The organism is Pseudomonas vranovensis DSM 16006 (genome assembly GCF_000425805.1).
Lineage (GTDB): Bacteria > Pseudomonadota > Gammaproteobacteria > Pseudomonadales > Pseudomonadaceae > Aquipseudomonas > Aquipseudomonas vranovensis.
Genome location: NZ_KE384457.1, coordinates 58,612 through 82,179, shown reverse-complemented (window position 1 = coordinate 82,179; position 23,568 = coordinate 58,612). Strand labels below are relative to the sequence as shown.

Here is a 23,568-nt window from a genome sequence, read left to right as displayed (position 1 = left end):
TGTCGCCGCTTACCCCTGCCTGGGGCAATTTTGCGGCGGCATACATTAGCAGGATTACCCGGTTAGCGGCTATTGACCCGCTGCTCCAGGAGAATCCGGTTGGACAACGAGACCAGTTCGCCGTCGTCAGTCAGCAACGTCGTCTTGACGGTTCCGATCTCTTCGATCTGCCCTTCAACCTCTCCAACCTGCACCTGTTGGCCTACCTGGTACAGCTCCCGCACATAGATTCCGGCCAGGATCTGCCCGGCGATTTCACGACTGCCCAGGCCCATTGCCAGCGCAACGGCCAGACCAACGGTAATCAATCCGATGACGATTACGTGATTGAGCAGGTCGGTCTTGACCTCAAGCTGGCTGATGGCCACCGAGATACTGATGATGATGACCAGGCCCTGGGCGATCCGCCCGACACCTGCGGCATACTCCAGGCCAATGCCTTCGGCTGCACCGCGAACCAGGCCATTCACAAGCTGTGCCAACAGTACACCCGCCAGCAGTACCAGCGCCGCCCCGAACACCTTCGGCAGGTACAGGGCGAGCATGTCCAGTGTCGCCGAGACCCGCTCGAGACCGAGGGATTCAGCGGCAGAGACCAGGAAAATCAACAGCACGAACCAATAGACGATCTTGCCGATCAGCGTCGAGATAGGCACCTGGATGCCAACCCTGCTGAGCATCTTGGTCAGGCCCGTGCCGCCCATCAGACGATCGAGGCCCAACTTGGCCAGCAACTTAGAAAGCAAGGTATCGAGCAACTTGGCAACAACAAAGCCCAACAGCACCACGACCAGTGCGCCAAACAGATTGGGGATGAAGTTCGCCACTTTGGTCCACAACGCAGTCATCGCGGTGACCAGGCTCTGGGTCCAGAGATCAAGTTCCATATTCAATCGGCCTTATCAGCTTTACGAACGGTAGCGTTACGTCGGACCGGCGCAACATGCGCCGAACCATTGTTGACGGCAATCATCAGTGCCTGGCTCCAGCGGCCAAGCAGGCTGAACAGATCGCCTGCACCCACCTGACGGTTGGCGGTTTTCAGGACCCGGCCCAGGCATGCATCGTCGTCTCGGTCCTGGCCGGACGACGAAGCCTTGAGCAGGTCTCGCAGGGATTCTTCAAACGGATCGTGCATGGGCACCTCGCGCAATATCTGTCAAAGACGAGATCGCCCCGGCGCGGGTCACATGAACCCGGTAGACAGTAAATGACTGAGCGTTCACAAAAGCCACTGCGTCATACCCAGCGCAGGCGGCGGAATAACCACCACTGCCCCAGCGCCAACCCCAGCACCAACAGGCTGGCGAACAGGAAGCCGTAGGGGCTTTCGGCACCTGGAATTCCCCCGACGTTGATCCCCAGCAGCCCGGTCACGAAGCTCATAGGCAGGAAAATGCAGGTAATGATGCCGAAGCGGTACATGGTTCGGTTCATCCGCTCGGCCCGGCGACGATCCTCGCTTTCCAGCACCAGGGCCGCCCGCTCGCGGGTCAACTCAAGTTCTTCCAGGTAACGGATCAAGCTGTTGTTCAGCTCGTTCCAGTAGTCGGTGTCGTCTTCGGCAAACCAGCTCCACTTGTTGCGTGCCAGTTGGGCGTAGATTTCCCGCTGAGGGGCGAGAAAGCGCCGTAAACCGGCAGCACGACGGCGAATCTGTTGCAGGGAACCCTGCTCCGGCGCATACCGCTTGTCAGCTTCGAGCTTTTCTTCTTCCAGATCGACCACTTCCGAGAGGTCGCTGACCAATGCCTGGACCTTCTCGGTAAGCAACTGCGCCATGCTCAGCAGCAACTCGGAAGCGGTTTTCGGCCCACGCCCCTCGGCCAGTTGCTGAAGCAGCTCGTCGCTGGCGCGCAAGGGACGCAGGCGGAGTGAGATCACGCGCTGCGCCTGGGCAAAGATGCGCACCGAGACCATGTCTTCAGGCTCGGCACCGGGGTTGAGATTCACCCCGCGCAGAAACAGCAACATCTGCTCTTCTGGCAAGGTCAACAAGCGAGGACGGGTGTTTTCTTCAAGCAGCAGGTCACAGACGAACTCGTTCAGGCCACTGTCGTGGCGCAACCAGGTCCGGGTTTGCGGGTGACTGCGGTCCCAGTGCAACCAGAGGCTCTGCTCTGGCTGCAACTGCAGACCGTTCAGTTCAGTTCGAGCGATCGAACGCGCACCGCCTTTGCCATCGAGCACCAGGGCATGAACCAGCCCCCACTGCGCGTTTTCTTCCTCGAACATTCCTGCTCCACTCAGCGGTCTACGTACTTATTCAGGCATCTTAAGCGGGCTTGGCGAGACAATCACGCCGTTGTTGTCGGCATAGATGTACTCACCTGGACGGAAGGTCACCCCAGCAAAGTTCACCACCACGTTGAGGTCACCGATGCCGCGCTTGTCGGTTTTCATCGGGTGGCTGGCCAAAGCCTGCACACCGACGTCAGTCTGGGCGATGACGTCGACGTCGCGAATGCAACCGTAGATCACCAGGCCTTCCCAGCCGTTCTTGGCGGCTTTTTCGGCGAGCATGTCGCCCAACAGCGCGCGACGCAGCGAACCACCGCCATCGACCACCAGCACTTTGCCCTTGCCGTCCAGGTCGACCTGCTCCTTGACCAGGGAGTTGTCCTCGAAGCACTTGATGGTGACGATTTGCCCACCAAAGGAATCGCGGCCACCGAAGTTGCTGAACATCGGCTCCAGCACCTGGACCAGATCCGGGTAGGTGTCGCACAAGTCGGGCGTGAGGTAATGCATGGGAAACTCCTGTCGATTGCCTAGACATTGGATGTAAGTGTCGCAGTGTCATTGAAGAGACGAGGTGCGGCGATACCGCCCAAGGCTACACCGTCCAGAGACCTGCGGTCACCCGATGTCGCGCTTGGCCACCCTCTCAAATGAACATATCAACTTCGCCAAAGCCCAAAATGACCAAAATCAAAAAGCGCGTCACATCTTAGCGATAACCAGGCGTCGGCGAAACGCTCGGTGCTACGCCTTCGAACAACGGCTCCAGCGGATTGCGCAGCCAGCGCTCGACCAGCGGCCAGACCTGTACTTGCGCCGACTTGCTGACCAGCATGTCGACATGGCCGAAGTTGTCGAAACCTTCTTCGCGCCCAAGGCGCACGAACTGCTTGGCTTCGCTGCCCACTTGTTCGAACAGCTTGCGACAGGCCCAGACCGGATCCTGCTGGTCGCCAGCCGCTGCCACGGCCAGCACCGGCACACTCACGTCGGCAAGGCCGGCCCACCAGTCGCGCTCCTTGTCGCCGAATCGGCCGAACAAACCAAACCAGCGCATGCTTTCCAGGGCCAGACCGATCGGCTCGTCTTCCGGGCCACGCTTGAACCGGGCACCCGAGATCTGCACAAAACGCTTGAGCAGCAAACGGCCGCCCCATTCCACCGGCGGGACTTTCAACGGCCAATAGGTACGACTGACCTGAGTGCCGAAAAACGCGGCACTGGCGACCAGGTCGGCGTCCAGGTACTGACCACCCAGCGCAGCTGCCAACGTGGTGCCGCCCAGCGAGTGCCCTACCCAATGTGCGGCGCGGCCACTCTTTTCCCTGACGAACGCACCAATCACCGGCAGGTCGTAGCGTGCGTAATCGGCAACTCGGTTATTGCGATAGTCGCGGTTACGCGGGGATAACCCGTGGCCGCGCATCTCCGCAATCCACACGTCAAAACCGGCACGCGCCAGTTGCGCACCCAGGCCAATGCCCCGGGGCGAATACCAGAAACGCCGGTTGGAAAAGCTGCCATGCAGCAAAATGACCGGGATGCCACGCACCTCGGTCTGATCGGCCATGCCCAGGCGGGTAAGCGCGAGCTCCACGGTGCGATCCGGGCTGTTACCGGCCTTGATCCGGTAGACATCTTCGCTTAGATCACCCCGGCGCTCGGCACTGAGCAAGGCCACGGGAAATAGGGTGCTGCTGCTTTGCATAGGGTTCTTGTACGAAAAAGGGCGGGAACCATCACTGGAACTCGCCCTGGAAGATCAACGAAAGACGCGGCCACTCACGGAGCGACCGCGCCTTTCACTTCAGTACATCAGATTGCATCCTGGCCTTCGGCGAGGAAGAACCAGGTCTCGAGCACCGAGTCCGGGTTCAACGAAACGCTCTCGATGCCCTGTTCCATCAGCCATTTGGCCAGGTCGGGGTGGTCCGATGGGCCCTGGCCGCAGATGCCGATGTACTTGCCGGCCTTGTTGCAGGCCTGGATGGCATTGGCCAGCAGCTTCTTGACCGCAGGGTTACGCTCGTCGAACAAGTGAGCGATGATTCCCGAGTCACGGTCCAGGCCCAGGGTCAGCTGGGTAAGGTCGTTGGAACCGATGGAGAAACCGTCGAAGTATTCCAGGAACTCTTCGGCGAGGATCGCGTTGGACGGCAGCTCGCACATCATGATGACGCGCAGGCCGTTCTCGCCACGGGCCAGGCCGTTTTCGGCGAGCAGGTCGACAACCTGGCTGGCTTCGCCCAGGGTGCGCACGAACGGCACCATGATCTCGACGTTGGTCAGGCCCATCTCGTTGCGGACGCGCTTGAGTGCGCGGCACTCGAGCTCGAAGCAATCGCGGAACGACTCGCTGATGTAGCGCGAAGCGCCGCGGAAGCCCAGCATCGGGTTTTCTTCTTCCGGCTCGTAGAGCTTGCCGCCGATCAGGTTGGCGTATTCATTGGACTTGAAGTCCGACAGACGCACGATGACCTTCTTCGGCCAGAACGCCGCCGCCAGGGTGCTGATGCCTTCAACCAGTTTCTCGACGTAGAATCCGACCGGGTCGTTGTAGCCGGCGATGCGCTTGTCGACGCTCTCCTTGAGCTCTGGCGGCAAGCCGGCGTAGTTCAGCAGCGCCTTGGGGTGCACGCCGATCATGCGGTTGATGATGAACTCCAGGCGCGCCAGGCCGACACCGGCGTTGGGCAACTGGGCGAAGTCGAACGCGCGGTCCGGGTTGCCGACGTTCATCATGATCTTGAACGGTAGATCAGGCATGGCATCGACCGAGTTCTGGCGGATGTCAAAGCCCAGCTCGCCTTCGAAAATGAAACCGGTATCGCCTTCGGCGCAGGAAACGGTCACGCCCTGGCCATCCTTGAGCAGCTGAGTGGCGTTGCCACAACCGACCACTGCCGGTATACCCAGTTCACGGGCAATGATCGCGGCATGGCAGGTACGGCCGCCACGGTTGGTCACGATGGCGCTGGCGCGCTTCATCACCGGTTCCCAATCCGGGTCGGTCATGTCGGAGACCAGCACGTCGCCTGGCTGGACCTTGTCCATTTCAGACACGTCCTTGATGATCCGTACCTTGCCCGCGCCGATGCGCTGGCCGATGGCACGGCCTTCGGCCAGCACGGTACCGGTTTCCTTGAGCAGGTAACGCTCCATGACATTGGCCTGGGCGCGGCTCTTCACGGTTTCAGGACGGGCCTGAACGATGTACAGCTTGCCGTCGTCGCCGTCTTTGGCCCACTCGATGTCCATCGGGCACTTGTAGTGCTGCTCGATGATCATCGCCTGCTTGGCCAGCTCGCTGACTTCGGCGTCGCTCAGGCAGAAACGGGTGCGGTCAGCCTTGTCGACATCGACAGTCTTGACCGAACGACCGGCCTTGGCTTCTTCGCCATAGACCATCTTGATGGCCTTGCTGCCCAGGTTGCGGCGCAGGATGGCCGGACGACCGGCTTGCAGGGTGCCCTTGTGGACGTAGAACTCGTCCGGGTTGACCGCGCCTTGAACGACGGTTTCACCCAGGCCGTAGGCGCCGGTGATGAAGACCACGTCACGGAAACCCGACTCGGTGTCCAGGGTGAACATCACACCGGCAGTACCGGTTTCCGAACGCACCATGCGCTGTACACCGGCCGACAGGGCGACCAGCTTGTGGTCGAAGCCCTGGTGGACACGGTAGGAAATGGCGCGGTCGTTGAACAGGGAAGCGAACACTTCCTTGGCGGCGCGAATGACGTTATCCACGCCACGGATGTTCAGGAAAGTTTCCTGCTGGCCGGCAAACGAGGCGTCTGGCAGGTCTTCGGCGGTGGCCGAGGAACGTACGGCAACGGCCATGTTCGGGTTGCCCTGGGACATCTGCTCGAATGCCGTGCGGATTTCGCTGTTCAGGCGCTCAGGAAACTCGGCTTCCATGATCCACTGGCGGATCTGGGCACCGGTCTTGGCGAGCGCGTTGACGTCGTCCACATCCAGCGCATCCAGCGCTTCATGGATCTGGGCGTTCAGGCCACTCTGCTCGAGAAAGTCACGGTACGCCTGAGCCGTAGTGGCAAAGCCGCCGGGAACCGATACACCGGCGCCCGCGAGGTTACTGATCATCTCGCCGAGGGATGCGTTCTTGCCCCCCACATGCTCCACATCATGGACGCCGAGCTTATCGAGGGAAACTACGTACTCTACCAAGGTGATCTCTCCACTAACTGTGTTGGAAAAGCTCAGGTCGCCCGCCTGCCAGCTCTGACTTGGCCGGGCGCTTGTGGCCTGGACCTGGAAAATAAGTGAGAATGCCGAACACGTCGTTCGGCAAACCGAACCTATCATAAACAAGATTCGTCATCAGCTTAAGGCCCAAGGCGCAAATGAAACGAACTGCTTTCTTTATTTCAGACGGCACCGGCATCACGGCCGAGACCCTGGGGCAAAGCCTGCTTGCCCAATTCGATAGCATTCCGTTCAATAAATTCACACGCCCGTACATCGACAGCGTGGAAAAAGCGCGGGCCATGGTACAACAAATCAATATGGCCGCCGAAAGGGACGGCATGCGCCCGATCATCTTCGACACCATCGTCAACCAGGATATCCGTGAGGTGCTGGCCACTTCCAACGGTTTCATGATCGATATCTTCTCGACCTTCCTGGCCCCGCTGGAGCAGGAGCTGACCGCGCACTCGTCGTATTCGGTGGGCAAATCCCATTCCATTGGCGGCAACTCCAACTACATGGAGCGTATCGAGGCAGTCAACTTCGCCCTCGACAATGACGACGGCGCCCGCACCCACTACTACGACAAGGCCGACCTGATCCTGGTGGGCGTATCGCGTTGCGGCAAGACCCCGACCTGTCTGTACATGGCCATGCAATTCGGTATCCGTGCGGCCAACTACCCGCTGACCGAAGACGACATGGAGCGCCTGCAACTGCCCCAGGCACTGAAAAACCACCAGAACAAGTTGTTTGGCCTGACCATCGACCCGGATCGCCTGACCGCCATTCGTCATGAGCGCAAGCCCAACAGCCGCTACTCAAGCTTTGCCCAGTGCGAGTTTGAAGTGCGCGAGGTAGAGAACCTGTTCCGTCGCGAAAACATCCCCAACATCAACTCCACCCATTTCTCGGTAGAAGAGATCGCGGCAAAGATCCTGGTAGAAAAAGGTGTAGAGCGCCGCTTCAAATAGCCGCTGCCGCAAGGCTGCAGCTACACAAAAAAGCCCCGGCAATTGCCGGGGCTCTTTTATTTCAGCTCAGACTCAGGACGGTACCACGGCCGCCTGCCCGCTCATGGCCAGATCCACCAGTTCGCGGTTGGCGACCGCATACATGGCGTAATCGGTACCGGTCGCGGCCCGCAGGTCGTCAAGCATGGCACGCCAGCGCTCGACCATCACCCGGTGCTGCTCCAGCCACAGGGCTACCCGTGCGTCCATGTCTTCAGGTGCATCGACCATCTGCAGGACCGAGATGGTGATCGCCCGCTGCTGCAGGTCGATGTCATCGCGGAATGCCTCGCGGGCCAGGGCCTGCCAGTTGTTTTCAACCGACAGGTTGCTGATTTCCTGCAGGTACCAGGTCAGGTCCAGGGCACTGCCGACGGCGAAGAAGGCCTTGGCCACTTCGGCCGGATCCTGACCCGTGACGTCGGATGCCTCGATGATTGGCAGCAAGGTGTACAGGTGAGTGGTCCCGGCAACCATGCGTGCCAGCAATTCCGGCACACCGGCCTCGACGAAGCCCTGGTAGCGGGTCATCCAGCGCTGACGGGTCGGCCCCTCCAGCAGTTCGTCGAGCTTCAGCCCCAACTGCGCGATCTTCGGCCCGAAGTGGGCGACATCGCGACCCGCATCCTGCTCGTTGCGACGGCTGCGCAGGAACCAGCGGGTGGCCCGGCGCCCCAGGCGCATCAACTCGTCCATCAGGGTCAGCTGGATTTCAGCCGGCACCTGGTAGTCCAGTGCCTCGATCTGGCGGAACCAGTGCGGCAGGTGGAAGATGTCCCGCACGATGACATAGGCGCCGGCAACGTTCGCCGGGCTCATGCCGGTGGACTCCTTCAGGCGCTGGACGAAGGTGATACCCATGTTGTTGACCAGATCGTTGGCAATCTGGGTGCTGACGATCTCGCGCTTGAGGCGGTGGCGGCGCATGGCCTCGGCGAACTTGTTGACCAGTGACGGCGGGAACGCGGTTTCCATGTCGCGGGTCAGGTAGTCGTCATCGGGTACCAACGACTTGAGCAGCGCTTCCTTGAGGTCAATCTTGCTGTAGGAGATCAACACCGACAATTCGGCACGGGTCAGGCCCTGGTTGGCGGCAATACGCTCGGCCAGTTGCTCCTCGGTCGGCAGGAACTCGATGGCACGGTCCAGCTTGCCACGGCTTTCCAGGTCTGCCATCAGCCGCTTGTACTCGGCAATGCGCTCCCGGGCACGACGGGCAGCCAGCGACAACGCCTGGGTCTGCTTGTAGTTGTTGCCCAGCACCAGGCCCGACACTTCGTCGGTCATGCTGCCCAGCAGCTGGTTACGTTGCTTCTCGGTCATGTCGCCGGCCTGCACCACTTCATTGAGCAGGATCTTGATATTGACCTCGTGGTCGGAGCAGTCCACACCACCGGCGTTGTCGATGAAATCGGTGTTGGTGGCGCCGCCGTTGAGACCGAACTCGACCCGGCCCAACTGGGTCATGCCGAGGTTGCCGCCCTCGCCCACCACCTTGCAGCGCAACTCATTGCCGTCAACGCGCAGGGCGTCGTTGGCCTTGTCGCCGACATCTGCATGGCTTTCTTCACTGGACTTGACGTACGTGCCGATACCACCGTTCCAGAGCAGGTCCACCGGTGCCTTGAGCAGTGCATTGAGCAGCTCGGTCGGGGTCAGCTTGTCGGCCTCGATGGCAAAGCGCTCTTTCATCTGCGGGGTGATCGCGATGCTTTTTGCGCTGCGCGGGAAGATCCCGCCGCCCTCGGACATGATGCTGGTGTCGTAGTCGCTCCAGGCCGACCGCGGCAGGTCGAACAGGCGCTTGCGCTCGGCAAAGCTGCTGGCCGGCTCCGGGTTCGGGTCGATGAAGATGTGCAGGTGGTTGAACGCGGCCACCAGTTGCAGCTTGTCGGACATCAGCAAGCCGTTGCCGAACACGTCGCCGGCCATATCACCCACGCCCACCACGGTGATCGGGTCTTCCTGGACGTTGATGCCGCGCTCCCGGAAGTGACGCTGCACACCGACCCAGGCACCACGAGCAGTGATGCCCATTTTCTTGTGGTCGTAACCGGCCGAGCCGCCGGAGGCGAATGCATCGCCCAGCCAGAAGCCGTAGTCGATGGCGATGCCGTTGGCGATATCGGAGAAGGTCGCGGTGCCTTTGTCGGCCGCCACGACCAGGTACGGGTCGTCATCGTCATGACGCACGACGTTGGCTGGCGGCACCAGGACGCCGTCCTTGAGGTTGTCGGTGATATCCAGCAGGCCGGAAATGAAGATCCGGTAGCAGGCGATGCCTTCGGCCTGGATCTCGTCGCGGCTACCGCCCAGGGGCAGGCGACGCGGCAGGAAGCCGCCCTTGGCGCCGACCGGGACGATGACCGAGTTCTTCACCTGCTGGGCTTTTACCAGGCCCAGCACTTCGGTACGGAAGTCTTCCTCGCGGTCCGACCAGCGCAGGCCACCGCGGGCCACGTTGCCAAAGCGCAGGTGCACACCCTCGACACGCGGGGAGTAGACGAAAATCTCGAACTTGGGCACCGGCTTGGGCAGTTCGGGAATCAGCTTGGGGTTGAACTTGAAGCTGAAGTACGACTTGGCCTGGCCCTGGGCGTCGGTCTGGTAGAAGTTGGTGCGCAGGGTAGCCTTGATCAGGTCCAGGTAGCGACGCAGGATGCGGTCTTCGTTGAGCACCTGGACATCGTCCAGCGCGGTGAGGATCGCCTGTTCCAGGCGCTGCTGCTTGTCGTCCAGGTCTTCGCCGGTGAGCTTGCGCGCCAGGTAGAAGCGGGTCTTGAACAACCGGGTCAATTCGCGGGCGATGTCGGTGTGGTTGTTAAGGGTGCTGGCGATGTAGCCAAGATCGAAGCCCAGGCGGATCTGCTTGAGGTAGCGGGCATAGGCACGCAGCAGCGCCACATCGCGCCACGGCAGGCCGGCGGTCAGTACCAGGCGGTTGAAGGCGTCGTTTTCCGCATCGCCATTGACGATGTGGACAAACGCATCCTGCAGGGTGTCGTTGAGCTGCTGGATATCCAGGTTCAGGCCTTCGCTGTAGGTGAAGGCAAAATCATGAATCCAGAATTCGCGGCCGCTGGCATGGCGCAGGCGGTACGGGAACTCGCCCAGCACACGCAGGCCCAGGTTTTCCAGGATCGGCAGCACGTCCGAGAGCGCCAGCGGGGTATCGGCGTGGTACAGCTTGCAGTGCAGTTGCTGTTTACCAGCCTGGGTCAGCGGCTGGTAGAAGCTCATCACCAGCGGCTTGCGCTCGGACAGGGTCAGCAGGTGCTGCATGTCGACCACTGCCGAGTGGGCGGCGAAGCGCTCACGGTAGCCGGCCGGGAAGCCTTTCGGGAAGTCGGCCAGGACATTGGTGCCCTGGGCTTCGCCGAAGCTTTCGACGGTCAGGCTGGCATAGTCGTCCTGCCATGAACGGCAGGCCTGGATGACTTCGTTTTCCAGTTGTTGCGGGTCGATGTCGATACGGTTCTTCGGATCGACACGCAGAATCAGCTGCACGCGGGCCAGCACCGACTCGGAGAAGAACGTCCAGAACTCGCAGTCGCTGGCCTTGAGGCGCTCCATCAGCACCTGCTGGATCTTCTGGCGCACTTCGGTGGAGTAGATGTCACGCGGCACATAGGCCAGGCAGTAGCAGAAGCGGCCGTAGGGGTCCTTGCGCAGGAACACGCGGATCTTGTTGCGCTCCTGGATCTGCACGATCGACATCACGGTGGTGAACAGCTCGTCGATCGGGGTCTGGAACAAGTCGTCGCGCGGCAGCACTTCCAGTACCTGCGCCAGTTCCTTGCCCAGGTGGGCCTTGGGGTCGAAATGCGAGCGACGCTCGACTTCGGCCACCTTGCCACGGATATAGGGGATGTTGCGGACGCTCTCGCCGTACACCGACGAGGTGTACAGTCCCATGAAACGGCATTCCTTGATGACCTTGCCGTCGGCATCCAGCTGGCGGATAGAGACATAGTCGGGGTAAGCCGGGCGGTGTACACGGCTCGGGTAAGCGGCCTTGGCGAACGACAGCAGCAGCGGCTCGTTGAGGTAGTTGACCGCATAGTCTTCGATGCGCAGGTCTTCGGCGGTCAAGCCGGCACGCAGCAGGCGGGTCAGGCCGAGGAAGGAGTTTTCGTCATACACCAGCTGGCCGCCCTGGGCATCGCCATGGACAACGAACTCCTCATAACCGAGGAAGGTGAAATGATTGCCCAGCAGCCATTCGAGGAAGGCGCTGGCTTCGGCCTTTTCGCCCTGGGCCGGGGCATACGGGGTTTGCTCGACCAGCGCGGCGATTTCACGCAGCTTGGCCTTCATCGGTTCGAAATCGGCAACGGCAACGCGCACTTCGGCCAGTACCTGCTCCAACTCGCGGGTCAGTACGTTGAGTTCGGCATTGTTGGCGCAGCGGTCGATTTCCAGGTACATCAGCGATTCTTGCAGTACGCCCTCGCCCTGGGTGCCCTTGGGGAGAATCTCCAGCAGCTCGCCCTTGGCCCCGCGACGCACGCTCAACACAGTGGTCTGCAGGGTATGGATGCTGTAGCCGCGGCGGTTCAGCTCGGTGCGAACCGAGTCGACCAGAAATGGCAGGTCATGGTGCAGGACTTCGACCGCCGTGTGGGTCGACTGCCAGCCATGGCGCTCGTAATCGGGGTTGTAGACCCGAACCTCAGGCGTGGTGTGATCGAAACGTTCGATGATGCGCCAGGCAGAGAGGGTGCAACCGGCCAGGTCCGACAGGCGGCGCTGGGTGAGTTCGTCAAGAGAGATGATGCCGAAGAACTGTTCGGCGAACAGCGCCACTTGTGGCAGTGCCTGTTCGCTGATGTGCTGCGCCAGCGCCGCTTGCAGTTGATGCTGAAAGTCGGCCTTGCTGGCTGCGGTGAAAAACGCCATCTGTGGTACTCCGCTTGGGCTTTGTTATGGAGTGAAGCGTCGTGCGCGTCCGCCGTATACGGATCAACGATAGCCAACCCGTAGCCGAAGGACGGTAAAACCGGAAGAACAGGTGCAAAACGCGACTCATGGGTCACATTCCCCCTTCCACGGATGGGCATCTGCAAAGACGACTGCGCCAGAGGGGCTGTGTCTTTACGGGTGTCCATCGACAGCGCAGCTTAACGAGTGCCCGCCCGCCCCTGCTTGCGGTGCTGCGACATATTCGGACATTGAGGTGCAACACCACGTTTATCCGGGGGCCGAAGACTGGCAGAATCGTGTTTCAACTTATTTATCGAGCTGCCCATGCAACTGACCACCGCCCTGCTCTTCGCCACCCCTTGCGATGATGAAGAAGACAACATGGCCACCCTGTGCTGCCACAGCGACAAGGGCCAGATGTTCCTCATGACCCGCTACCCGGACGAAGACACGGTGGACATCACCCTGGATGACGAGCCCAGCACCGTCGATGGCCTCAAGGTCACCCTGAGTGCCACCCGCCTGCTGATCGAAGTGGCACCGGGCGATGCCGATGTGTTCAACGGCGATGATCATCTCGAGATCACCCTGAGCAGCGATGGCACCGACCTGGCCGAGGTCGAAGAGACCCTGCAGAACATCCTCCAGGGCACCGGCACCTACATCAGCGAGCTGTAGACGACGCTGCGGTTTCTTGACAAGAAACCGTGCCATAGGCATTGTCTGACAACCTGATCAATGAGCAATACCCCATGCTTGAGCTTCAGCGCCCCGATACGCTGGTCGAACGCGTCGTCGGGGCCATCCGTGCAGAGATCGATTCCGGGCGCCTGGCGGCCGAATCGCGCCTGCCCACCGAACAGCAACTGGCCGAACAGCTGAACGTCAGCCGCTCGGTGGTGCGCGAGGCGGTGGCCCAGCTCAAGGCAGACGGGGTATTGATCGCCCGCCGGGGCCTGGGTTCGTACATTTCCCAAACCCCGACCGGCACGGTATTCCGCTTCCCTTCCGCCCAGGGCCGCAGCCCGGACCTGGTGCAGATGTTTGAAGTGCGCCTGTGGATCGAAACCCAGGCTGCCTCCGTTGCCGCCCAGCGCCGCGATGCCGCGGACCTGGCGCGCATGAACACGGCCCTGCAGGAAATGCTCGACAAACGCAGCGACTTTGCCGCCGCTGCAGCCGCCGACGTCGCCTTCCACCGCGCCATCGCCGAAGCCAGCAAGAACGATTACTTCATTGCCTTCCACGACTTTCTTCGCGGGCAGCTGGCTGCCGCGCGCAGGACCGCCTGGGAAAACTCCGCCGTCCACTCGGTAGGGGGCTCGGCCGATGCCAACCGTGAGCACCAGGCGCTGTACCAGGCCATTGCCGATGGCGACCGCCAGGCCGCGGCCGCTTGCGCCGAAGCGCATCTGCGCGCCTCGGCCAAACGCCTGAAGCTGGATTTGCCCAGTATCGATTGACCCATATTTGCCGTATAGAGCGGGCGCTGGTGCACAGCGCCCTTTTGTTTGACCTACTTAGTCTGACAACCTGATAAGCAGACTCTCTGATAAGAACAAGCCAAGGTGACACCTGCATGATCTACGACTACTGCATCATCGGCGGCGGCATCGTCGGCCTCGCCACCGCCATGGCGCTGCTCGAACGCCAGCCTGGCGCCTCACTGGTAATTCTGGAGAAGGAAAACACCCTCGCCCGGCACCAGACCGGCCACAACAGTGGCGTGATCCACGCGGGCATCTACTATGCCCCGGGCAGCCTCAAGGCCGACCTGTGCAAGCGTGGCGCCCAGGCCACCAAGGACTTCTGCACCGAGCACCAGATCAAGTTCGACGTCTGCGGCAAATTGCTGGTGGCCTCCACGCCGCTGGAAGTGCAACGCATGCACGCCCTGTACGAGCGTTCGCAGCAAAACGGCTTAAAGGTCGAGCGCCTGGACGCCACCGAGCTGCAGCGCCGCGAACCGAACATCGTCGGCCTGGGCGGACTGTTCCTCGATGCCACCGGCATCGTCGACTACAAGCAGGTCTGCCAGGCCATGGCCCGGGTGATCCAGGCCGCAGGCGGCGAAGTACACCTGTCGACCACGGTGCAGGCAATTGTCGAGAACGACGATAGCGTCACCATCAGCAGTGACGACAAGGTCTGGCGTGCCCGCCAACTGGTGGCGTGCGCCGGTTTGCAATCGGATCGCCTGGCCGCGCTGGCCGGGGTGAAGATCGATCACCAGATCATCCCCTTTCGCGGTGAATACTTCCGCCTGCCGGCGAGCAAGAACGACATCGTCAACCACCTGATCTACCCGATCCCCGACCCGGAGCTGCCGTTCCTCGGTGTACACCTGACGCGAATGATCGACGGCAGCGTCACCGTCGGGCCGAACGCCGTACTGGGCCTGGGCCGCGAGAACTACAAGAAGTTCTCGGTGAACTGGTGCGATGTCGCCGAGTACGCACGCTTCCCCGGCTTCTGGAAAACCCTCTGGAACAACCTGGGTTCCGGCACCACCGAAATGAAGAACTCGCTGTTCAAGGGCGGCTACCTGGAGCAGTGCCGCAAGTACTGCCCGTCACTGAACATCGAAGACCTGCTGCCCTATGAAGCCGGCATCCGTGCCCAGGCAGTGATGCGCGACGGCACCCTGGTGCATGACTTCCTGTTCGCCGAGACGCCACGCATGGTTCACGTCTGCAACGCGCCGTCACCGGCCGCCACCTCGGCCATCCCGATCGGCCAGATGATCGCCGACAAGATACTCAAACCTCGCTGAAACCCTGCTGCACACATAACTACAAAGACAAAAAGGAAACCTCCCATGTCGGTACATGAGGCGGCTGCGGCCGCGACAGAAACTCCGGAACAGAAAAAGAAGCGCCTGCGCAAAGTCGCGGCGGCCACCATCTTCGGCTCGATGCTGGAGTGGTATGACTTTTACCTCTACGCCACCATGGCGGCGATCGTGTTCTCGAAGATCTTCTTCGACGCCAGCAACCCGGCCGTGGCCTCGCTGCTGGCCTTCTCCACCTTCGCCATCGGCTTTATCGCCCGGCCGTTCGGCGGCGTCCTGTTCGGCTACCTGGGCGACCGTTTCGGCCGCAAACAGGTACTGGTCATCACCTTTTGCCTGATGGGTGTGTGTACCACCCTGATCGGCCTGATCCCCAGCTATGCCACGATTGGCATCTGGGCGCCGATCATCCTGGTCTTCGTGCGCATCATCCAGGGCCTGGGTGCCGGTGCCGAGCTTGCGGGCGCGGCGGTCACCTCCTACGAACACGCCAGCGAAGGCAAGCGCGGCAGCCAGGGCGCCTGGCCGGCGCTGGGCCTGAACCTGGGCCTGCTGCTGTCGTCGCTGACCATCTACCTGCTGACCATGAACGGCAACGACTTCCTGTTGGCCGGCGGCTGGCGTATTCCGTTCATCTGCAGCATCGTGCTGGTGGGTGTAGGCCTGTGGGTACGCCGCAGCATTCCGGAAACCCCGGACTTCAAGGAACTGGACAAGGCCCCGAAAAAAGATCAGGTCTCGCCGCTCAAGCTGCTGTTCAAGAATGACCTCAAGGGCCTGGCCGTGGTGTTCTTCGTGGCTATCGGCTACAACGCCCTGAGCTACATTTTCAAGACCTTCTCCCTGGCCTACCTGACGCAGTTCAAAGGCGTCGAAGCCCATGTCACCTCGCTGTCGGTGACCATTGCCAGCCTGGTGGCGATCTTTGCCGTGCCGTTCTTCGGCTGGCTGTGCGACCGCTGGAGCAGCAAGAACGTGCTGATCCTGGGCGGCATCTTCTCGGTGCTGTTCGCTTACCCGTTCCTGGCCCTGCTCAACACCGGCGAGCCGATGATGATCTACCTGGCCATCGCCATCGGTACCGGCCTGCTGGCACCAATGATGTTTGCGCCACAAGGCTCGTTCCTCAGCCGCCAGTTCCCGACCCAGACCCGCTCCTCGGGCTTCGGTACCGGGCGTGAAATCGGCACCGCTGTAGCCGGTGGCCTGGCGCCGCTGGGTGGCCTGGCTCTGGTGGCCAGCTCCGCGACCCACTCCACCGATGGCGTGGTGGTGATCCTGGCGGTCGCTGCGGTGCTGGTGGTGGTGTTTGCCTTGTGTGACCAGGGCTACAAGCACTCCAAGTTCAAGAACTGAGTGACGTGATCGCGGGGCAAGCCCGCTCCTGTAGGAGCGGGCTTGCCCCGCGATGCTTTTCCAACTGCACAAATTTACGCGACGCCATTAGTCCCCAGCCCCCCGGATGCATTAAAGTATCAGCCCCCGCCCGGGCGCTTTCACGCGGTACGCCCTGGCTTATTTCCAGGAATCGTCAACGATGGAACACCGTGAGGCGCTGATCGCGCTGCGCACCTTTCTTTCAACCCAGATCCTGGGCCAGGAAAAACTCGTTGAGCGCTTGCTCATTGTGCTCCTGGCCGACGGCCACATGCTGGTCGAAGGCGCCCCGGGCCTGGCCAAGACCAAGGCCATCAAGGAACTGGCCGAAGGCGTCGAGGCCGAGTTCCATCGTATCCAGTTCACCCCCGACCTGCTCCCGGCCGACATCACCGGCACCGAAATCTATCGCCCGGAAACCGGCAGTTTCGTCTTCCAGCAAGGGCCGATCTTTCACAACCTGGTACTGGCCGACGAAATCAACCGCGCCCCGGCCAAGGTCCAGTCCGCCCTGCTCGAAGCCATGGCCGAGCGCCAGGTCAGCGTCGGGCGCAGCACCTATGAGCTGTCGCCGTTGTTCCTGGTAATGGCCACCCAGAACCCGATCGAGCAGGAAGGCACCTACCCGCTGCCCGAAGCCCAGCTCGACCGCTTTTTGATGCACGTGAAGATCGGTTTCCCGGATGCCTCGGTGGAGCGCCGCATTCTCCAGCAGGCCCGCGGCGAGGCGCTCAATGGCGAGGCCAAGCCCGAGCGACGGGTCAGCCAAACGGCGATCTTCGCTGCACGCAAGGAAATCCTCGGTTTGTACATGGCCGACGCAGTAGAGGAATACCTGGTGCAACTGGTCATGGCCACCCGCACCCCGGCCAAGTTCGACCTGGAGCTGGCCGACTGGATCGCCTACGGCGCCAGCCCGCGTGGTTCCATTGCCCTGGATCGCTGCGCACGGGCCCACGCCTGGCTGGCCGGGCGCGACTTTGTCAGCCCCGAAGACATCCAGGCGGTGCTGTTCGACGTGCTGCGCCACCGCATCATTCTTTCCTTCGAGGCCGAGGCCGCCGGGATCGATCAGGACCGGGTGATCCAGCGCATCCTCGACGTCGTCGCCGTCGCCTGAGCCCATGCCCGATCGCCTGCTGGCCGCGCCCGGAATCCGTATCAGCCTCGCCGAGCTGATCGATATGCGTCATCGCGTACGCGAAGTGCAGTTGTTCTCCCGGCCCGGCCAGCGCAGCCCGCTGGTGGGCCTGCACCACTCCAAATTGCGTGGCCGCGGGGTCGATTTCGACCAGGTCCGGGTCTACCAGGCCGGCGACGATGTGCGCAACATCGACTGGCGGGTGACTGCACGCACCCAGGAGCCACACACCAAGCTGTTTCACGAAGAACGCGAGCGGCCGATTTTCATTCTGGTGGAGCAGAGCCAGCGCCTGTTCTTCGGTTCGGGGTTGATGTTCAAGTCGGTGCTTGCCGCACAGGCCGCTGCCCTGATCGGCTGGGCCGCCCTGGGCCACAACGACCGTATTGGCGGCCTGGTGTTCGGCGACAACGAGCACTATGAAATCAAGCCCCGGCGCAGCAAGCAGAGCCTGCTGCAACTGCTCAACCGCCTGGCCCGGGTCAACCAGTCGCTGCACACCGAGGCCCAGCCCCAGGCCGACAGCCTGGGCCTTGCCCTGCGCCGCGCCCGCGAGGTGCTGCGCCCGGGAAGCCTGGCAATCATCATCTGCGACGAACGCGCCCTAAGCCCGACCGTGGAGCAACAATTGAGCCTGCTGGCCCGTCACTGCGACCTGCTCCTCCTGCCGCTGTCCGACCCTCTGGACCACGCGCTGCCTGCTGCCGGCCTGCTGCGTTTTGCCCAGCACGGCGCCCAGCTTGAGCTCGACACCCTCGACCCCACCTTGCGCAAGAGCTACCGTCAACAGAGCGACGCACGCATCGAGCGCTGGGAACTGCTGGCGCAAAAACTGCGGGTGGTGCTGATGCCCTTGAGCACTCAAAGCGAAATGATCGAACAACTGCGCGAATATTTGAACGCGCAACGACCGGGGAAAGCCCAGTGAACTCACTGGAGCAACTGCAACCGCTGATCGCCCCACCTCCTGTTGGCTGGTGGCCCTTGGCGCCGGGATGGTGGCTGTTGCTGGCGTTGCTGCCGCTGCTGGCCTGGGGCCTGTGGCGCTTTCGCCACTGGCGCCTGGGCAAAAAACCCATCGTGCGCGCCGAACTGCCACTGGACCCGATCCGCGTCGAAGCCCTGGCCGAGCTTGCCCGCCTGCCCAAACCCTACGACGGCGAACCGGCCGGCGCCTGGCTGCAGCAGATCAACGCCCTGCTCAAGCGCCTGTGCCGCAACCATTACCCCGGAAGCCACAGCCATACCCTCAACGGTCGTCAGTGGCTGGCCTTTCTCGACAACCGCTGCCCGGCCGCCGGCCTGACCCGCTGGATGGTGCTGGTAGAAGGCGCCTACAAGCCCGAGTGCAAGCTCGACGACAAGGCCATTGCCGGGCTCAACCAAGCGGTCGAAACATGGATCCGCAAACATGTTTGAATTGGCCTGGCCGTGGATCTTCGCGCTGTTCCCGCTGCCTTGGCTCGCGCGCCTGCTGCTGCCTGCCGCCGACAGTGGCGAGCCGGTACTCAAAATCAGCTTTCTCGACGAACTCGAAGGCCTGGCCGGGCGCCGGGCGCGCCTGAACCTGCCAACCTGGCGCCAGCAGGCTCCCTTCGTGCTGGTCTGGCTGTTGCTGCTGTTCGCCGCCGCCCGCCCACAGTGGCTGGGCGAGCCCTTGCCGGTGGCCGCCAGCGGTCGCGACCTGCTGGTGGCGGTGGATGTCTCCGGTTCGATGGACTTTCCCGACATGCACTGGCAGGGCGACGAAGTCAGCCGCCTGAGCCTGGTCAAGGCCTTGCTCGGCGATTTTCTTGAAGAGCGCCAGGGTGACCGCGTGGGCCTGATCCTGTTCGGCAGCCAGGCTTACCTGCAGGCCCCGCTGACGTTCGACCGCCACACCGTGCGCACCTTCCTCGATGAAGCGCAAATCGGCATCGCCGGGAAAAACACGGCCATCGGCGATGCCATTGGCCTTGCCCTCAAGCGCCTGCGCCAACGCCCGGCCCAGAGCCGCGTGCTGGTGCTGGTGACCGATGGCGCCAACAACGGCGGGCAGATACACCCGCTGACCGCCGCGCGCCTGGCCGCCCAGGAGAACGTCCGCATCTACACCATCGGCATCGGCGCCGACCCGGAAGCGTCCGGCACGGGGGGCCTGCTCGGTATCAACCCAAGCCTCGACCTGGACGAAGCCTCCCTGCGCGAAATCGCCGAACAAACCGGTGGCACCTACTTCCGTGCCCGTGACGGTGAAGAACTGCAGGCCATCGACAATGCCCTGGACCGCCTGGAGCCTGTGGCCCAGCAGCCCACCCAGGCACGTACCGCCCAGGCGCTGTACAGCTGGCCCCTGGCCCTGGCCTTGTGGCTCAGCCTGTTGCTGGTGATGCGCGAGCAATGGCCCGATAACCTGCTGCAACGGCTACTGCAACGTCTGTCGCAGCGCCTGGCGCGTCGACCGGGCTTTCTCGCCCCGCACCCGCAATGGCGCGAGCGGCTCAAACGCCTGCGCCTGAGGAGACGCCGATGATTGACCTCTGGCCGCAATGGTTGCGCCCTGCCTGGCTGATCGTGGTGCCGCTGCTCGCCTGGCTGCTGTGGAAACTCTGGCACCGGCAAAAACGCGCCGGTCGCTGGCAGATGATCCTGCCACCCAGCTTCCATGCCGTATTGCTCGGCGGTGGTACTGGCCGCGCCAGCAAATTGCCGTGGATTGCCCTGGGCCTGGCCTGGCTGCTCACCGTTCTGGCACTGCTGGGCCCCAGCTGGCAGCGCCTGGAAGAAACCCGGCAGCGCCCGGCCGACCCACTGGTGATCCTGCTGGAGCTGACCCCGCAGATGCTCGCCGAGGATGCCCAGCCCAGCCGCCTGGAACAAGCCCGGCGCAAGATCCTCGATGTGCTCGAACATCGTCGCGATAGCCAGACCGCCATTATTGTCTATGCCGGCAGCGCCCACACGCTGGTACCGCTATCGGACGACCTGGCAACCAGCCGCAACCTGCTCGAAGCCCTCACCCCATCGATCATGCCCCAGGCCGGCCAGCGCGCCGATCTGGCTGTACGCAAGGGGCTGACCCTGCTGGCCCAGGCAGGCCTGGGCCAGGGCCGCCTGCTGCTGGTGGGATCATCCTTGAGCGCCCGGGAGCGCGAAGGGATCAGCCAGGCCCTCGGACGACAGGGCCCCAGCCTGCTGATGCTGGGGATTGGCAGCGCCGAGGGCGCTCCGGTCAAACAGGCCAACGGTGAATTCCTCAAGGATGATCAGGGCGGCATCCTCATGCCCCGCCTGGACAGCGCCAGCCTGCGATCATTTATCAACAGCACCGGTGGGCGCTACCGCAGCGCCCGTATCGATGACCTGGACCTGCGCGGCCTGCGCCTGTTCGACACCCCAAAACGCCTGCGTGACGATGGCCAGACCCTGCAACTGGACAGCTGGGCCGACCAGGGCTATTGGCTGTTGCTGCCACTGCTTCTGCTCGCTGCCTGCGCCGGGCGCCGCGGCTGGTTGTTCTGCCTGCCGCTTTTACTGGTGCTCCCCCAGCCGAGCCATGCCTTCGAGTTCAATGACCTGTGGCTGCGGCCCGACCAGCAAGGCCAGCGGCTGCTCGAACAACAGCGCCCAGCCGAAGCCGCCGAGCACTTCGAGGACCGCCAATGGAAAGGCCTGGCCCTGTATGAAGCGGGCGACTTCAATGGCGCGGCCCGCCTCTTCGCCCAGGGCAGCAGCGCCGCCGACCATTACAATCGCGGTAACGCCCTGGCCCGCAGCGGTGAGCTGGAGGCCGCCGTCGACGCCTATGAACAGGCGCTTGAGCGTCAACCGGAACTGCAGGCCGCACTGAGCAACAAAGCGTTGGTCGAACGCCTGATGCAGGAGCGCCAGGCCGAAAAGCCCAAGCAGCCTCCCCAGGACACGGAGCAGAGCACGCCCGAAGCCCAGGCAGATAACGCCAGCAGCGCACAGAACAACCAGGCCCCGGCCAGCGAGAGGCCTGCGCAACAGCCCAGCGACGCCGACAAGGAGGCCGACAGCGCCGCCGAACAGGCGCAGAACCTGGCCAGCAATGGCGATGGCGATGGCGATGACGAACAAACCACCCAGCCGCCCAAACGGCCGCTGGACAGCACCCTGGATGCCGAACAGCGCCAGGCCCTGGAACAATGGCTGCGGCAGATCCCGGACAACCCGTCCGAGCTGTTGCGGCGCAAATTCTGGTACGAACAGCAACAGCATCAGGAACCCCATCAATGAGTCGCGTCTGCGTCTTTGTGCTCGGCCTCTTTCTTTGCCTGCAGGTACAGGCCGCGGCGTTGCTTGCCACGGTCGACCGCACCCGCCTGAACGCGGGCGAAACCCTGGAGCTGACCCTGCAGACCCAGGATGTGACCCAATTCGGCAAGCCCGACCTGAGCCCCCTGGACGCCAGCTTCGAAGTGCGCGGCACCCGCCAGGTCAACAGCCTCAACAGCCTTGACGATCAGGCAGGCGGTACCCGCTGGATCATCACCCTGCTGCCGCGCCAGAGCGGCAGCGTGGAGGTCCCGGCGCTGCAGATCGGTGATCTGCGCAGTGAGCCGATCAGCCTGCAGGTGCTGGTTGAAGCGGCCAACAATGAAAACCACGGCCCGGTATTCATCGACGCCAGCCTCGACCAGCCTGAAGTCTATGTACAGGCCCAGGCCGTACTGACCCTGAGCATCTATCACTCGGTGCCCCTGTACGACGACAGCAGCCTGAGCCCCTTGCAACTGGCCGACGCCAAGGTCGAACCGCTGGGTGAATCACGCACCTTCGAGAAAGACATCGACGGGGTACGCCATGGCGTGATTGAAATGCGCTACGCAATCTACCCGCAGCACAGCGGCGACCTGAAGATCCCCGCCTTGACCTTCAGCGCCACCGCCGCCCAGACCGATGCCGAACAGGAGCTGAACGCCCCCCGGGCCGGCAAACAGGTGCATGTGAGTTCTTCGGCACTGGTGCTCACGGTCAATCCGATCCCTTCCGACTACCCGGCCAACGCCCCTTGGCTGCCGACCAGCAACCTGAGCCTGGAGGAACACTGGAGCCCGGATCCGGCCCAGCAACAGACCCAGATCGGCGACTCTCTGACCCGTACCGTGATTGTCCAGGCCGAGGGCTTGTCCAGCGCCCAACTGCCGCCGCTGCCGGCTACCGAAGTGGTCGGCCTGCGCCGCTACCCCGACCAGCCGCAATTGCGCAACCAGGTCAACGACCGTGGCCTGCTCGGTATCCGCGAAGAACGCGAAGCCCTGGTGCCAACCCACGCCGGCAGCCTCGAATTGCCGGCCCAGGAAGTGTTCTGGTGGAATACCCGCGAAGACCACCTGGAGCACAGCAGCCTGCCGGCGCGCAGCCTGCAGATCCAGGACAACCCGGCCCTGAGCGCTGACAAGCCAGCCAGCACTGATCCCCTGAGCACCAGCGGGTACCCGCTGTGGCCGTGGCAACTGAGCACCTTTATCCTGGCCCTGACCACCCTGCTGGGCTTTGCCCTCTGGTGGCGGGCGCGCTCGCAGCCAGCGGTGTTACGCGCCGCGCAGACCGGCCCGAGCCCGCGCACCTTGCTGGACGATCTCAAGCGCGCCTGCCAGGCCAACGACCCCCAGGCCACTCGCCAGGCCCTGGATGCCTGGGCACGCCAGCAACCGGAAACCCTGGCCGAAATGGCCGCCCGCTTCGTGCCACTGTCCGATGCACTGGACGGTCTGAACGGTGCCCTCTACAGCGAAACCGGGCAGTATTGGCAGGGTGATGAACTCTGGCGTGCCATCGGCACCATACCGGCGGCCGAACAGATCCAGCCGGCCGCAAGCGACAACGGCAGCCTGCCGCCGCTCTACCCCAAATAACCTTCAGGC

General features: G+C 62.7%; 18 protein-coding genes. 11 read left to right on the top strand and 7 right to left on the bottom strand.

Going from position 1 to position 23,568, the window contains the following annotated elements:
- Nucleotides 1-62 precede the first annotated feature (62 nt).
- The 6 genes from H621_RS0124310 to ppsA all read right to left on the bottom strand — a co-directional run bounded on the left by H621_RS0124310 (nt 63) and on the right by ppsA (nt 6,432).
- Nucleotides 63-887 carry a mechanosensitive ion channel family protein gene (locus H621_RS0124310; protein ID WP_028945870.1) on the bottom strand — a complete coding sequence of 275 codons (825 nt, stop codon included), beginning with the start codon at nt 885-887 and terminating at the stop codon, nt 63-65.
- Between the two features lie 2 nt (nt 888-889).
- Nucleotides 890-1,138, bottom strand: coding sequence for a hypothetical protein (locus tag H621_RS0124305; protein ID WP_028945869.1), 249 nt, complete (start codon nt 1,136-1,138; stop codon nt 890-892).
- Between the two features lie 101 nt (nt 1,139-1,239).
- The gene (locus H621_RS0124300) at nt 1,240-2,235 is read right to left on the bottom strand and encodes a zinc transporter ZntB (protein WP_028945868.1); all 996 of its coding nucleotides are present in this window, start codon (nt 2,233-2,235) and stop codon (nt 1,240-1,242) included.
- 27 nt (nt 2,236-2,262) lie between these two features.
- Nucleotides 2,263-2,751, bottom strand: coding sequence for a ribonuclease E activity regulator RraA (gene rraA / locus H621_RS0124295; protein ID WP_028945867.1), 489 nt, complete (start codon nt 2,749-2,751; stop codon nt 2,263-2,265).
- A gap of 199 nt (nt 2,752-2,950) precedes the next feature.
- Nucleotides 2,951-3,949 (bottom strand): alpha/beta fold hydrolase, encoded by a 999-nt coding sequence (locus H621_RS27525; protein ID WP_036990387.1) that lies wholly within the window; start codon nt 3,947-3,949, stop codon nt 2,951-2,953.
- Nucleotides 3,950-4,056: 107 nt separating this feature from the next.
- Nucleotides 4,057-6,432, bottom strand: coding sequence for a phosphoenolpyruvate synthase (ppsA, locus tag H621_RS0124285; RefSeq protein WP_028945866.1), 2,376 nt, complete (start codon nt 6,430-6,432; stop codon nt 4,057-4,059).
- Between the two features lie 176 nt (nt 6,433-6,608).
- On the opposite strand from ppsA, the gene ppsR reads away from it, so the two are divergent.
- The gene (gene ppsR, locus H621_RS0124275) at nt 6,609-7,427 is read left to right on the top strand and encodes a posphoenolpyruvate synthetase regulatory kinase/phosphorylase PpsR (protein WP_028945865.1); all 819 of its coding nucleotides are present in this window, start codon (nt 6,609-6,611) and stop codon (nt 7,425-7,427) included.
- Nucleotides 7,428-7,499: 72 nt separating this feature from the next.
- Here ppsR and H621_RS0124270 read toward each other — a convergent pair whose 3' ends face one another.
- Nucleotides 7,500-12,365: an NAD-glutamate dehydrogenase gene (locus H621_RS0124270; protein ID WP_028945864.1), complete on the bottom strand. Its 4,866-nt coding sequence runs from the start codon at nt 12,363-12,365 to the stop codon at nt 7,500-7,502.
- A 348-nt stretch (nt 12,366-12,713) separates the two neighbouring features.
- Here H621_RS0124270 and H621_RS0124265 point away from each other — a divergent pair, with 348 nt between their 5' ends.
- From H621_RS0124265 to H621_RS0124220, 10 genes are all read left to right on the top strand, one after another.
- The gene (locus tag H621_RS0124265) at nt 12,714-13,067 is read left to right on the top strand and encodes a hypothetical protein (protein WP_028945863.1); all 354 of its coding nucleotides are present in this window, start codon (nt 12,714-12,716) and stop codon (nt 13,065-13,067) included.
- 74 nt (nt 13,068-13,141) lie between these two features.
- Nucleotides 13,142-13,852, top strand: coding sequence for a FadR/GntR family transcriptional regulator (locus H621_RS0124260; protein ID WP_028945862.1), 711 nt, complete (start codon nt 13,142-13,144; stop codon nt 13,850-13,852).
- Between the two features lie 116 nt (nt 13,853-13,968).
- Nucleotides 13,969-15,162 (top strand): L-2-hydroxyglutarate oxidase, encoded by a 1,194-nt coding sequence (lhgO, locus tag H621_RS0124255; protein WP_028945861.1) that lies wholly within the window; start codon nt 13,969-13,971, stop codon nt 15,160-15,162.
- 45 nt (nt 15,163-15,207) lie between these two features.
- Nucleotides 15,208-16,536: an MFS transporter gene (locus H621_RS0124250; RefSeq protein ID WP_028945860.1), complete on the top strand. Its 1,329-nt coding sequence runs from the start codon at nt 15,208-15,210 to the stop codon at nt 16,534-16,536.
- 181 nt (nt 16,537-16,717) lie between these two features.
- Entirely contained in the window at nt 16,718-17,677 is a 960-nt protein-coding gene (locus H621_RS0124245) for an AAA family ATPase (protein ID WP_028945859.1), read from the top strand.
- 4 nt (nt 17,678-17,681) lie between these two features.
- Nucleotides 17,682-18,626: a DUF58 domain-containing protein gene (locus H621_RS0124240; RefSeq protein ID WP_028945858.1), complete on the top strand. Its 945-nt coding sequence runs from the start codon at nt 17,682-17,684 to the stop codon at nt 18,624-18,626.
- The gene (locus H621_RS0124235) at nt 18,623-19,117 is read left to right on the top strand and encodes a DUF4381 domain-containing protein (protein ID WP_028945857.1); all 495 of its coding nucleotides are present in this window, start codon (nt 18,623-18,625) and stop codon (nt 19,115-19,117) included. Before H621_RS0124240 ends, H621_RS0124235 begins: the two co-directional genes overlap by 4 nt.
- Nucleotides 19,110-20,210, top strand: a complete 1,101-nt coding sequence (locus H621_RS0124230; protein WP_028945856.1) for a vWA domain-containing protein — start codon at nt 19,110-19,112, stop codon at nt 20,208-20,210. Before H621_RS0124235 ends, H621_RS0124230 begins: the two co-directional genes overlap by 8 nt.
- Complete coding sequence (locus H621_RS0124225) at nt 20,207-21,937, top strand: vWA domain-containing protein (RefSeq protein ID WP_028945855.1); 1,731 nt, start codon at nt 20,207-20,209, stop codon at nt 21,935-21,937. Before H621_RS0124230 ends, H621_RS0124225 begins: the two co-directional genes overlap by 4 nt.
- A complete protein-coding gene (locus H621_RS0124220) occupies nt 21,934-23,559 on the top strand; it encodes a BatD family protein (protein ID WP_028945854.1) in 1,626 nt (541 codons plus the stop codon). Before H621_RS0124225 ends, H621_RS0124220 begins: the two co-directional genes overlap by 4 nt.
- Nucleotides 23,560-23,568: the final 9 nt, after the last annotated feature.

Coding starts and splice junctions, on each gene's coding strand:
- H621_RS0124310 (WP_028945870.1), bottom strand. CDS start 887: ATGGAACTTGATCTCTGGACCCAGAGCCTGGTCACCGCGATGACTGCG.
- H621_RS0124305 (WP_028945869.1), bottom strand. CDS start 1,138: ATGCACGATCCGTTTGAAGAATCCCTGCGAGACCTGCTCAAGGCTTCG.
- H621_RS0124300 (WP_028945868.1), bottom strand. CDS start 2,235: ATGTTCGAGGAAGAAAACGCGCAGTGGGGGCTGGTTCATGCCCTGGTG.
- rraA (WP_028945867.1), bottom strand. CDS start 2,751: ATGCATTACCTCACGCCCGACTTGTGCGACACCTACCCGGATCTGGTC.
- H621_RS27525 (WP_036990387.1), bottom strand. CDS start 3,949: ATGCAAAGCAGCAGCACCCTATTTCCCGTGGCCTTGCTCAGTGCCGAG.
- ppsR (WP_028945865.1), top strand. CDS start 6,609: ATGAAACGAACTGCTTTCTTTATTTCAGACGGCACCGGCATCACGGCC.
- H621_RS0124270 (WP_028945864.1), bottom strand. CDS start 12,365: ATGGCGTTTTTCACCGCAGCCAGCAAGGCCGACTTTCAGCATCAACTG.
- H621_RS0124265 (WP_028945863.1), top strand. CDS start 12,714: ATGCAACTGACCACCGCCCTGCTCTTCGCCACCCCTTGCGATGATGAA.
- H621_RS0124260 (WP_028945862.1), top strand. CDS start 13,142: ATGCTTGAGCTTCAGCGCCCCGATACGCTGGTCGAACGCGTCGTCGGG.
- lhgO (WP_028945861.1), top strand. CDS start 13,969: ATGATCTACGACTACTGCATCATCGGCGGCGGCATCGTCGGCCTCGCC.
- H621_RS0124250 (WP_028945860.1), top strand. CDS start 15,208: ATGTCGGTACATGAGGCGGCTGCGGCCGCGACAGAAACTCCGGAACAG.
- H621_RS0124245 (WP_028945859.1), top strand. CDS start 16,718: ATGGAACACCGTGAGGCGCTGATCGCGCTGCGCACCTTTCTTTCAACC.
- H621_RS0124240 (WP_028945858.1), top strand. CDS start 17,682: ATGCCCGATCGCCTGCTGGCCGCGCCCGGAATCCGTATCAGCCTCGCC.
- H621_RS0124230 (WP_028945856.1), top strand. CDS start 19,110: ATGTTTGAATTGGCCTGGCCGTGGATCTTCGCGCTGTTCCCGCTGCCT.
- H621_RS0124225 (WP_028945855.1), top strand. CDS start 20,207: ATGATTGACCTCTGGCCGCAATGGTTGCGCCCTGCCTGGCTGATCGTG.
- H621_RS0124220 (WP_028945854.1), top strand. CDS start 21,934: ATGAGTCGCGTCTGCGTCTTTGTGCTCGGCCTCTTTCTTTGCCTGCAG.